Below are 11,662 nucleotides of genomic sequence, written 5' to 3' on the forward strand. Positions count from 1 at the left end.
GCGCATGCCCGGCCGCTGCCGGCCCGGTGACGGGCCGCATGGAGCCGGTGGCGCCACGCGCCCCCGGCCTGCCGTCGGCAAGCGCGGGCATGGAGCCGTTCCATGTCGCTGAAAATCAATGAGCTCTGCGTCAACTGCGACGTCTGCGAGCCCGCCTGCCCGAACAAGGCAATCTCGATGGGCGAGACGATCTACGTGATCGATCCGGCCCGCTGCACCGAATGCATAGGCCATTTCGACGAGCCGCAATGCGTGGTGGTGTGCCCGGTCGAATGCATCGACCCGGACCCGGACATTCCCGAGACCCACGACCAGCTGCTGGCCAAGCTGCACGCGCTGCAGCGCGACCATCCCGAACTGTACGAACCGGAGACCCCCTCGGCATGAAACGTTTCGCGCGTTCCTTCCTGTTGTTTGCGCTGGTGCTGGCACCGGCGGCGTGGGCGGCCGACGCGCCGCAGGCGCTGGCCGCGCACCCCGACGGCGCGGCGATCGCCAGCGGCCACGAACTGGCGACCAAGGCCGGCATGGAAATCCTGGCCAGGGGCGGCAATGCGTTCGACGCCGCCGTGGCGGTGTCCTCGACGCTGGCAGTGGTCGAGCCGATCAGCTCCGGCCTGGGCGGTGGCGGCCTGTTCATGCTGCACGACGCGCGCACCGGCAAGGACGTGATGCTCGACGCGCGCGAGACCTCGCCGGCGTCGGCCACCCCGGAACGCTTCCTCGACAAGAACGGCGAACTGGACCGCGACCGCTCGGTCAACGGGCCGTGGTCGGCCGGCATCCCCGGCCTGCCGGCGATGCTGGTGCAGGTCGCGCGCGAGCACGGCCGCCTGCCGCTGTCCGAATCGCTGGCCCCGGCCATCCGCATCGCCAGCGAGGGTTTCCCGGTCTACGCGCGCATGGCGCGCGGCTACGCGGCGCGGCGCGAGGTGATGGAGCGTTACCCCGGTACGCGCGAGGTCTATCTGCGCAACGGCCGGCCCATCGCCGAGGGCGACATCTTCAGGCAGCCGGAACTGGCGCATACGCTGCGGCTGCTGGCCGACAAGGGTTTCGACGGCTTCTACCGCGGCGAGACCGCCAAGAAGCTGCTGGCCGGGGTGAAGAAGGCCGGCGGCCAGTGGACCGCCGAGGAACTGGCCGGCTACACGGTCAAGGCGCGCGAGCCGATCGTGTTCGACTACCGCGGCTGGAAGATCACCACCGCGCCGCCGCCGTCCTCCGGCGGCATCGCGCTGGCGTCGATGCTGCAGATCCTGGAAGGCTGGGACCTGGCCATGCTGGACGACGCGCACCGCACCCACCTGGTGGTGGAAGCGATGCGCCGCGCCTACCGGGACCGTACCTTCTTCCTCGGCGATCCGGATTTCGTGCAGATCCCGCAGAAGGTGCTGACCAGCCGCGACTACGCCCAGGGCCTGCGCGCGACGATCCACCCGGACAAGGCCACGCCCAGCGACCTGCTGTCGGGCAACCCGACGCCGCTGGAAGACGACGAGACCACGCATTTCTCGATCATCGACGGCGAGGGCAACCGCGTCGGCGGCACCCAGACGGTGAACCTGCTGTACGGCTCGGGCTTCATCCCGGCCGGCACCGGCGTGCTGCTCAACAACGAGATGGACGATTTCGCGCTCAAGCCGGGCACGCCCAACGCCTTCGGCGTGATGGGCTACGAGGCCAACGCGCCGAAACCGGGCAAGCGCATGCTCAGCTCGATGACGCCGACCTTCATGGAGAACGGCGACAAGGTCATCGTGATCGGCACCCCGGGCGGCAGCCGCATCATCACCATGGTGCTGCTGGGCATCCTCGGCTACGACGCCGGCCTGGACGCGCAACAGGTCGCGGCGCTGCCGCGCTACCACCACCAGTGGTTGCCGGACGAGATCTCGGCCGAGAGCGGCGCGTTCACCCCGGAAGTGGCCAGGCAGCTGCAGGCGATGGGCCACAAGGTCGACCTGCCCGGCGAAAGCGCCGCCGGCGGGCGCGGTTCCAGCCATGTCTGGGGCAACCTGCAGACGGTGGAATGGGACCGGCGCAGCAACACCCTCAGCGGCGGCAGCGATCCGCGCAACCCGGTCGGCAGCGCCGAGGTGCGCAAGACGGGGAAGGGCGACTGAGCCCTGCCTCCACCGGTGCGATCCACCCGCGAACCCCGCCGTCATGGCGGGGTTCGGCGTTTCCGGCGGGTGCGGACCGGACGTCCGGAGGGGCGCGCCGCGCCTTGCGAATATTTAACGCGGCGTGGGTAGAATTTTTCACATGAAACTATGGTCGATCCGTGGCAACAGCCAGAAGCTGGACGGTGGGGCGATGTTCGGCAACGCGCCCAAGGCCCTGTGGGAAAAATGGACGCCTGCCGATGACCTGAACCGCATCGAGCTGGCCTGCCGGGCGCTGCTGGCCAGCCCGCTCGGCGGCAAGACGGTGCTGTTCGAGACCGGCATCGGCGCGTTCTTCGAGCCGAAGCTGCGCGAGCGCTACGGCGTGCAGGAGCCGCGCCACATCCTGATCGATTCGCTGCGCGAAGCCGGCTTCGAGCACGAGGACATCGACGTGGTGGTGCTCAGCCACCTGCATTTCGACCACGCTGGCGGCCTGCTGGCGCCCTGGTCGGAAGGCCGCGCGCCGGAGCTCCTGTTTCCCAACGCGACCTTCGTGGTCGGCGCCGCGCACTGGCAGCGCGCGCGCCATCCGCATCCGCGCGACCGCGCCAGCTTCATCCCGGAACTGCCGGGCCTGCTGGAAGCCAGCGGCCGCCTGGAAATCGTCTCCGGCGCGCATTCGCAGGCGCTGGGCGAGTCGGTGCGTTTCAGCTTCAGCGACGGCCATACGCCGGGGCTGATGCTGGCCGAGATCGTCGGCCCCGAGCGCATCGATGGCCGGCCGCACGGCGGCCTGGTGTTCTGCGCCGACCTGATCCCGGGCCGTTCCTGGGTGCACGTACCGATCACCATGGGCTACGACCGCAACGCGGAGCTGCTGATCGACGAGAAGCGCGCCTTCCTCGAGGACAAGCTCGCCCGCAACGTGCATCTGTTCTTCACCCACGACCCGCAGTGCGCGATGGCGCAGGTGACGCGCGACGAGAAGGGCCGGTTCGGCGTCGCCCACGAGGTCGCCGAACTGCGCGCGCGTTCGCTGGCGGCCTGAAGAAGTGACTTCCGGCACCCCGCAGGGGTGACCGCAGGCTCCTGCCGGCTGCGGCCGCGTTCGGCAGACTGGTCCCGTCTTCCAACGCGGAACCGGTCATGAAAAAAACAGCAGGACAGCAGTTTTCCACGGCGAAGCCGCCCCAAGGGTGGCGCGCAGGGATATGCGCCATGAAAAAACGTTCTTTCCTTCGCGGGCTGTTCGCTCTGGCGCTGGCCTCGCTGGCCCTGGCCCAGCATGCCTTCGCCGCCCCCGGCGCCACGGTGCCGCTGCAGGTATCGCCCGAACGCGCCACCACGCTGGCCATCTGGGAACCGGCGCAGGCGCGCGGCGTGGTGCTGTTCTCCAGCGGTCATGGCGCCTGGCCGGAGCGCTACGACCGCCTGCTGCAGACCTGGGCCGATGCCGGCTTCGTCGTGCTGGCGCCGCTGCACGTGGATTCGGTCAGGTATCCGGAGCGGGAGAAGTTCTCGCTGCAGCAGGGTTTCGGCGAACGCCTGGCCGACATGCGCGCCACCAGCGCCTACGCCCGCACGCGCTGGCCGGGCCTGCCGGTGGCGGCGGCAGGGCACAGCCTGGGCACGCTGATCTCGGCGGTGCAGGGCGGAGCCCTGGCCGACCTCGGGCCGCTGCGCGATTCCGGCGTGGTGGCGGTGCTGGGCTTTTCCTCGCCGGGCCGGATTCCGGGGCTGATCGGGCCGGCGTCGTATGCGTCGCTGGCGGTGCCGATGCTGCTGGTGACCGGCGACGAGGACCGGGTGCCGGGCTTCGTCACCGATCCGGCCGACCACCTGTATCCGGTGCAGACTGCGCCGGCGGGCGACAAGCGCGCGGTGGTGCTGGCCGGCGGCGGGCACAACCTGATCGGCGGGGAACCCGAATCGCTGTTCGAACGCGCCCGGCAACTGGGCACCGCGTTCCTGCAGGCCGAACTGCTGGGCGACGAGCGGGCGCGGCAACTGCTGGACGCGCCGGCAGCGGCGGGCGAACACTGGCTGCGTCGTTGACGCAATGACCATCGATGCGGAGCGGATCGCTGGCGATCCGCTCCGCGGCGCATCCGCCGTCAATGGGTGCGCAGGCAGTCGCTCATGAAGGTCTTGCGGGCATCGCCGCTCAGGTGCCTGGCCGAGGCATCGGCATTGCACCGGGTCATGCGCTGCTGCGGCGTGGCCACGGCCGTGGCGGACGCGGGATGGGCGCCGAGGCAGGTGCGCTGGGCGTCCTTGTAGGCCTCGCCCTTGAGGCCCTTGTTCTTGGCCGAGCACTCGGCCATGCGTTGTTGTTGCGGGGTGGGAGTGCCGGCGCCGGCCACGGACGGCAGGGCGGCAGCCAACAGCAGGCAGGCAAGCAGGGCGGGACGGTACATGGCGCGGCTCCTGGGTGGATGACGGACGCAAGCATCACCCTGCCCGGGAGCAAGCCGCCGTGAAGCCGCGATGCGGCTTCTTCAATGCATGCGGGTGCCGAAGATGCGGTCGCCGGCATCGCCCAGGCCGGGCAGGATGTAGCCCTTGTCGTTGAGGCGCTCGTCGATGGCGGCGGTGTAGATCTCCACGTCCGGGTGCGCGGCTTCGACCGCGCGCAGGCCCTCGGGCGCGGCGACCAGGAAGATGCCCTTGATGCGACGCGCGCCGGCGCGCTTGAGCATGTCGAGGGTGGCGATCAAGGTGCCGCCGGTGGCCAGCATGGGGTCGAGGATCAGCGCGTCGCGCTCTTCCAGGCGGCCGGTCAGGCGCTCGAAGTAGGGCACCGGCTGCAGGGTTTCCTCGTCGCGCTGCAGGCCGACCACGCTCACGCGCGCGGCCGGGATCAGCGACAGCACGCCGTTGAGCATGCCCAGCCCGGCGCGCAGGATCGGCACCAGAGTGATCTTGGCGCCGGCGATGCGCTGCACCGTGACCGGCCCGGCCCAGCCTTCCATCGTGCAGGGCTCGGTCTCCAGGTCGGCGGTGGCCTCGTAGGCGAGCAGGCTGCCCAGTTCGTCGGTCAGCTCGCGGAACTCCTTGGTGCTGAGCGAGGCCTGCCGCATCAGGCCGATCTTGTGCTGGACGAGGGGATGGCGGACTTCGACGACGGGCATGGGAGCGGCTCGGAGAGGGAAACGGCGGACAGTTTAAGGTACGCCGTCCAGCGCCCGACCCCGCGACGGCCCCGCCTGCCGGCGAGCTGCGCCGGCAGGCGGGGCCTCCACCGCATCAGAACTCGTAGCGGACGCCGCCCAGCCACGAGCGGCCGAAGCCTTCCATTTCCAGTACCCGGCTGCGCTTGCCCTGGAAGCGGACCTGCTTGCTGTCGTTGATGTTGTTGACCTCGGCGAACAGGCGCCAGTTGCGGTTGAGGGCGTAGCTGGCCGAGAAATCGAGGCTGGCGCGCTCGTCCCAGTAGATGTTCAGTTCCGGCGAGTCCACGTCGAAGGACTGGATGAACCTGGAACGGTAGTTGTAGGCCAGGCGCGCGTTCAGGCCATGCTTGTCGTAGGTCAGCGCCAGGTTGTAGTTGGTGCGCGAGGTGCCCGGCAGCTCGGTGCTGCCTTTGCCGAACGGCAGGTCCGCGCGCGACTTGGCCCAGGTGTAGTTGCCGTATACGCCGAAGCCGTCCAGCGGCGCCGGCAGGAAATCGAAGGTCTGCTGCCAGGCCAGTTCCAGGCCGTGCACCTGGCCGCTGCTGCCGTTCTCCGGGCGGGTGACCTGGCGGCTGAGGCCGTTGCCGATGCTCTCACTGTGGGTGGCGACGAACAGCGGGTCGTTGATGCGCTTGTAGAACGCGGCCACCGACACCAGGCCCAGCGGGCGCAGGTAGCGCTCCCAGGACAGGTCCAGGTTGTGCGCGTAGGCGGCCTTGACGTCCGGGTTGCCCTCGGCCACCGCCGAGGTTTCCAGTTCGCCCAGGGTGCGGTACGGCGCGGTGTGCATGAAGTCCGGGCGGTTCAGCGCGGTCGAGTAGGAGGCGCGCAGGATGCTGTCGGCATCGAGTTCGTAGCGGAAGTGCAGGCTCGGCAGCAGCTTGCCGTAATCGCGGCTGGCGTGGGTGGGCTGGATCTGCCTGGTGTCGGTGTTGAACTGGCTGGCGTCGCCTTCGGCACGGGTGCGCTCGTAGCGCAGGCCGGTAACCATGGTCAGCTTGTCCCAGTTCGCGTCCATGCGCGCGTAGCCGGCGTAAACGTCTTCGCTGGCGCGGTAGTCGCCGGTGATCGAGTCGGGGATCAGCCGCTTGTTGTTGGCGCTGTCGAGCAGCGAGCCGGCGTACCTGCTGAAAATGTCGCGGCAGAAGCGGCGGCCGGCGTTGAAGTAGCCGAAGTTGTTGGACTGCGAATCGCACAGCATGTCCGACATGCCGATGCCGAGCCTGGCGAAGTCGGCGGCCGTGTCGTTGCGGTAACGTTCGTCGTCGAAGGACTTGTCGCGCAGCCGTGCGCGCAGGCCGAACTTGAGGCTGCCGCTGTCGCCGAGCAGGTGCTGGTCGCCGGTGAGGTCCACGCGGAAGCCGTTTTCCTTCTCTTCGCCGTACTCGTAACGGTCGTTGAGCCGGCGGAACCCGAACCAGCTTTCCGGCAGGTTCACGCCGGTGGCCGGGGCATCGGCGCGGCCCTTGACCGTCCACACCGGGAAATCCGAATCGGTGTAGTCGTAGTCCATCTTCGGCCGCACGGTGGAGCGGAAGATGTACTGCGCACGCGGGCTGGTCTCCTTGGTGGCCCTGCTCTGCGAGGCCTGCCATTCCAGCTTCCAGTCCTCGCCGACGAAGTGCTCGCCGCCCAGGTTCCAGGTGCGGATGTTCTTGTCGTAGGTGCGCTCGCGCAGTTCCTTGTCGAAGGTGGCGCGGACGTTGCCGTGGATCTCGTCGGACGCCGCGGTGTGCTGGTCCATGCCGATGATCAGGTTGTCGCGGAACTCGTGGTCCTTGAAGCGCGCGTCGGAGGCGACGAAGTACAGCAGGTTGCCCGGGTCGATGCGGTAGTCGAAGCGGCCGGTGACGCCGGTGCGGGTGCGGGTGCCCTCGTAGTCCTTGATCTGCACTTCGCTGGGCAGGATGCGGCCGTCGTCGAAGCGCTGGTAGGTGGTCTCGACGTTGTCGGTGAAACGGCCCTGTCTGCTGTACGAGGCCGAGACCAGTACGCCGATGTTGCTCTGCGCGCCGAAGCGCTGGCCGAAGGTGGCGTTGTAGCGCTCGTTGTCGCCGTCGCCCAGCTGGTAGCGGCCCTGCGCGGCCGAGGCGCGCAGGGTCATGCCGTCGCGGTCCAGCGCGCTCTGGGTGCGGATGTTGATGTTGCCGGCGATGGCGTCGCCGTCCATGTCCGGGGTGATCGCCTTGGTGACTTCCAGCGCGGCGATCACGTCGGAGGGAATGGTGTCCAGTTCGACGCCGCGGCTGGCCGCGTCGGGATTGGCGATCTGCACGCCGTCGATGGTGACGGTGGTGAACTCCTTGGGCGCGCCGCGCACGGTCACGTAGCGGCCTTCGCCCTGGTCGCGCTCGATCGACACGCCGGGGATGCGCTGGGTCGACTCGGCGATGTTGTTGTCGGGGAACTGGCCGAGCAGGTCGGCCGAGACCACGTTGGTGTAGTTGATCGACGTGCGCTGCTGGTTCAGCGCCATCGCCTGCGCGTCGCGCGAGGCGCGCACGTCGATGCGCGCCAGGTCCAGCGCAGCGGCGTCGGCGGTGGTGCTGAGCAGGGTCACGTCCACGCGCAGGCCCAGGCCTTCCCCGACTTCGATCTCGATGTCCTGCGGCTGGTAGCCGATGTAGTCCACGTGCAGCTGGTAGCGGCCCGGCGCGATGCCGCCGAGGCGGAAGCTGCCGTCGCGCTGGCTGGCGACCTGGCGCCCGTCCAGGGTGATGCGCGCGCCATCCAGGTACACGCCGCGTGCGGCTTCCTTGACCACGCCGATGACGGTGCCGGCCATTCCTTCGGCGGTGACGGCCGCGGCGGAGCCGGCATGGGCGGTGGCGGCGGGAAACGCGAGCGCGGCGGCGATCGCCGTGGCGACAGCGGAAAGTCTCAGATTCATGGGGATGGTTTCGTTGACGGAAGCGGAGTCCCACGTGGCGTGGGCGTGCCGGCACTGTCGTCGGCGAGTGTTGCTGGAAGATGAAAAAACTTAACGAAGGCCATGCCGCCACATGCGGCATGGCGTCGGTCATTGCGATGCAATCTTCCGCTGCTAGGTTCGGCGCCCTTCGACAATGGCTCTGGCAGGAAAGCGGATGAAGCTTGGAAGCATGGCCCTGGTGGGCGTGTTGTTGTGCGGCGGCTGTGCGGGCGCCCCGCATGCGGGCAAGGGCAGGGCATCGCCCATCGCGCATGTGGTGGTGCCGGAAGCCTTCGTCAGCGCGTCCACGCCGCAGCACGACGTCGATTCGCCGGCCAGCTGGCGCGATCCGCAGGGTCGGTTGCAGGTGATCGCCACCGCGAAGAAGTCCGGCATGCTGATGGTCTACGACGGCGACGATGGCCGCCTGCTGCGCAGCGTCGGCGGCGAAGGCGAAGCCGCAGGCCGGCTGCGCCGCCCCAACGGTATCGCGGTGACCGGCGCGCTGGCCTGGGTGGTGGAGCGCGACAACCATCGCGTGCAGCTGTTCTCGCTGCCGGACTTCGAGCCGCTGCTGCTGTTCGGCGCCGAGGACCTGCGCAAGCCCTATGGCCTGTGGGTACGCGCCCTGCCGCAGGGATACGAAGTCATCGTCAGCGACAACTACGAAGGCGAGGGCGGCAAGGGCGCGGTGCCGCCGCTGGCGCAGCTGGACCGCCGTTTCCACCGCTACCGTGTGGAGCAGAAGGGGGGGCGCTGGCATGCCGAAGCACTGGGCACCTTCGGCGATACCACCGGGGCCGGCGCCATCCGCGTGACCGAATCGCTGTGGGGCGACGAGCGTAACCAGCGCCTGCTGATCGCCGAGGAAGACGCCGACGTCGGCACCCGCCTGCGCGAATATGGGCTGGACGGCCGGTACCGCGGCCGCGACGTGGGCCAGGACGTGTACGGTGCGCAGGCCGAGGGCATCGCGCTGATGCGCTGTGCCGACGGTTCCGGCTACTGGATCGGCAGCGACCAGTACAAGCAGCGCACCCTGTTCCATGTGTTCGACCGCACCAGCCTGCGCCATCTGGGCTCGTTCGCCGGCAAGGTCGCCGCCAACACCGACGGCATCTGGCTGGACGAGCAGGGCGATGCGCGCTTCCCGGGCGGTGTGCTCTACGCGGTGCACGACGACCAGGCGCTGGCCGCCTTCGACTGGCGCGACATCCGCGACGCGCTGTCGCTGCCGGAGTGCGTGCGATGAGCCGGGCGCAGGGAGCGGTGCGCTGGGGAGCGGTGCTGCTGCTCGCGTTGGCGGCGGGGGCGCAGGCCGCCGACGGCGTGGAACCCAACACGCGCGTGCCGGCCGGGGTGGTGCGCTATGCGCCCACCGGTTTCCCCGACCGCATCGTCGCCTCGCCGCTGCAGGAGGGCGCCGGCGGCTTCGCGGTGTCGTGGCGGACCGATGCGACGGTCCCGGCGCCGCTGCTGGAAATCGTGGTGGCCGGCGATTCGCCCGACATGGGCCTGCCGCGGCGGCTGGTGGCCAGCAGCCACGCGCAGTCCACCGAAAACGGCCAGGCGCTGCAGCACCACGTCGTCGTCGATGGCCTGCAGGCGGACACCCTGTATGCCTGGCGCGTGCAGGGCGACCGCACCTGGAGCGCCTGGCACCACACCCAGACCGCGCCTGCCAGCGGCGAACCGCTGACCCTGCTGTACTTCGGCGACACCCAGAACAAGAACGTCAGCCTGACCACGCGGGTGGTGCGCGAGGCGATGCGGCATGCGCCCGACGCGCGCCTGGCCCTGTACGCGGGCGACCTGGTCAGCGGCGGCAACGACGAGGACGACAACGAATGGGGCGAGTGGTTCGAGGCGGCGGGCGCGCTGCCGACCTCGCTGGTGGTGGCGCCGGCGCCGGGCAACCACGAATACTTCGAGGAGTTCGAGGACACCCCGCAGGAGCGCCGCGTGCTCGGCGCGCACTGGCCGCTGGCCTTCGCCCTGCCGGGCAACGGCGCGCCCGGCGCGCAGGGCACCAGCTACTGGTTCGACTACCAGGACGTGCGGGTGGTGGTGCTGGACGGCACCTCTGCGCTCGACCTGGGCACCGCGCAGGCGCAGGCGCGCTGGCTGGAGCAGGTGCTGGGCGACAGCCGCGCCGCCTGGAACCTGGCCCTGATCCACCAGCCGATGTTCTCCCCGCGCCAGGACCGCGAGAACGCGCTGCTGCGCGAACACGTGCTGCCGGTACTGGAACGGCACCGGGTCGATCTGGTGCTGCAGGGCCACGACCATGTCTACGGCCGGCGCGGCGGGCTGCAGGCCGGGCGCGCCACGCCGCAGTACCTGGTGTCGGTGGCCGGCGCCAAGCAATACCGCCTGTCGACGCAGGCGCGGGAAAGCATGGCGCCGGTGGCCGAGGACACGCAGCTGTTCCAGGTGCTGCGCATCGACGGCCAGCGCCTGCGTTACGAGGCGCGCACCGCGACCGGCCGTCTGTACGATGCCTTCGAATTGATCCGGGACGGCCAGGGCAGGCAACTGCGCGAGCTGGGCGATGGCCGCATCCCGCAGCGCGATTGCCTGCGCCCGGCCTCTCCCAAGGGCCGCAACGACCGCTGCTGGGAATGACCGGCCGGATTGCGCGCGGGACGAGGATGGTTGCAGCGACGACCATCAACCTTCCGCGCCTGCGGGGGTGCGACCGTCGGCGCGGCCCCCTATACTCGCCGCGACCGCGCGCCGGCTGGGCGCGCGCCGACACGGCCTGTCGCCCATGGACTTCGATGGCTGTCGCCATCGATGGGCGCAGGCGCCCGACCGGCGTCGCAGGCGATGCCGGGCAACCACCAGGGAGGAAGCTCATGCGCGCAGGCAGGATCCGGATCGTGATGGGCGCGGCGCTGCTGGCCGCGACGGCAGGAAGCGCGGCGGCGCAACCGCCGCTGGAAGAGGAACAGGTCAATCCGTCCGAGGTCGTGTTCGAAAACGGCCGGCCCTACGTCCATGCCGACGGCGCGATGCAGGCGCTGCGCACCCGGCAGCAGGACGGCGAGACCATTTATTACCGCATGGTCCGCTACGACCCGCAGGAAGGCTACGTGACCGGTGCCGATGGCACCGACGGCGCCACCGTGGCGTCGGCCGTTGCGCAGCCGTTCGCGGCGCCGCGGACGCCGCTGCGCTACCACGGCGCGGGCCATCTCTATCGCCCCGACTTCTACAACAGCCCGTACAACCGCGACGCGCGCCAGCGTTACTCCGGGCCCGGCTACTTCGGCAGCTGCAGCCGCTACGACGGCTGCAAGGAAGTGCAGGTGGTGCCGCTGTGGCCGTATGGCCGCGGCTACTGACGCCATCGCCTGACGGAGAAACGGCGGCCATCGGCCGCCGTTTCCGTCTGCGCGGCGTGGGCGCGCTTCAGGCGCCGAGCGCCTCGAGCACGCGCAGTTGCGGAACCTCCAGCCCGCGCT

Annotated in this window: 10 protein-coding genes; 7 read left to right on the plus strand and 3 right to left on the minus strand. The window is 69.8% G+C overall.

Going from position 1 to position 11,662, the window contains the following annotated elements; genetic code table 11:
• Positions 1-102 precede the first annotated feature (102 nt).
• The 4 genes from CQ393_RS01490 to CQ393_RS01505 all read left to right on the plus strand — a co-directional run bounded on the left by CQ393_RS01490 (position 103) and on the right by CQ393_RS01505 (position 4,166).
• Entirely contained in the window at positions 103-387 is a 285-nt protein-coding gene (locus CQ393_RS01490; RefSeq protein WP_153189865.1) for a YfhL family 4Fe-4S dicluster ferredoxin, read from the plus strand.
• The gene (gene ggt, locus CQ393_RS01495) at positions 384-2,126 is read left to right on the plus strand and encodes a gamma-glutamyltransferase (protein WP_153189866.1); all 1,743 of its coding nucleotides are present in this window, start codon (positions 384-386) and stop codon (positions 2,124-2,126) included. Before CQ393_RS01490 ends, ggt begins: the two co-directional genes overlap by 4 nt.
• Before the next feature lie 142 nt (positions 2,127-2,268).
• On the plus strand, positions 2,269-3,159 hold the full coding sequence (locus CQ393_RS01500) for an MBL fold metallo-hydrolase (RefSeq protein WP_153189867.1): 891 nt from the start codon (positions 2,269-2,271) through the stop codon (positions 3,157-3,159).
• 170 nt (positions 3,160-3,329) lie between these two features.
• Positions 3,330-4,166 (plus strand): alpha/beta hydrolase, encoded by an 837-nt coding sequence (locus tag CQ393_RS01505; RefSeq protein WP_194269546.1) that lies wholly within the window; start codon positions 3,330-3,332, stop codon positions 4,164-4,166.
• A gap of 59 nt (positions 4,167-4,225) precedes the next feature.
• Here CQ393_RS01505 and CQ393_RS01510 read toward each other — a convergent pair whose 3' ends face one another.
• The 3 genes from CQ393_RS01510 to CQ393_RS01520 all read right to left on the minus strand — a co-directional run bounded on the left by CQ393_RS01510 (position 4,226) and on the right by CQ393_RS01520 (position 8,174).
• Entirely contained in the window at positions 4,226-4,528 is a 303-nt protein-coding gene (locus tag CQ393_RS01510; protein ID WP_153189869.1) for a PsiF family protein, read from the minus strand.
• Positions 4,529-4,609: 81 nt separating this feature from the next.
• Entirely contained in the window at positions 4,610-5,242 is a 633-nt protein-coding gene (gene upp / locus CQ393_RS01515; RefSeq protein WP_153189870.1) for a uracil phosphoribosyltransferase, read from the minus strand.
• 115 nt (positions 5,243-5,357) lie between these two features.
• The gene (locus CQ393_RS01520) at positions 5,358-8,174 is read right to left on the minus strand and encodes a TonB-dependent receptor (protein ID WP_153189871.1); all 2,817 of its coding nucleotides are present in this window, start codon (positions 8,172-8,174) and stop codon (positions 5,358-5,360) included.
• 196 nt (positions 8,175-8,370) lie between these two features.
• Between CQ393_RS01520 and CQ393_RS01525 the strand changes: the two genes are divergently transcribed.
• From CQ393_RS01525 to CQ393_RS01535, 3 genes are all read left to right on the plus strand, one after another.
• Positions 8,371-9,447: a phytase gene (locus tag CQ393_RS01525; protein ID WP_153189872.1), complete on the plus strand. Its 1,077-nt coding sequence runs from the start codon at positions 8,371-8,373 to the stop codon at positions 9,445-9,447.
• Positions 9,444-10,820 (plus strand): metallophosphoesterase family protein, encoded by a 1,377-nt coding sequence (locus CQ393_RS01530; RefSeq protein WP_153189873.1) that lies wholly within the window; start codon positions 9,444-9,446, stop codon positions 10,818-10,820. Before CQ393_RS01525 ends, CQ393_RS01530 begins: the two co-directional genes overlap by 4 nt.
• A gap of 233 nt (positions 10,821-11,053) precedes the next feature.
• Positions 11,054-11,542: a hypothetical protein gene (locus CQ393_RS01535; protein WP_153189874.1), complete on the plus strand. Its 489-nt coding sequence runs from the start codon at positions 11,054-11,056 to the stop codon at positions 11,540-11,542.
• Positions 11,543-11,662 lie beyond the last annotated feature (120 nt).

It is taken from the genome of Stenotrophomonas sp. MYb238 (assembly GCF_009496535.1).
Taxonomy (GTDB): domain Bacteria; phylum Pseudomonadota; class Gammaproteobacteria; order Xanthomonadales; family Xanthomonadaceae; genus Stenotrophomonas.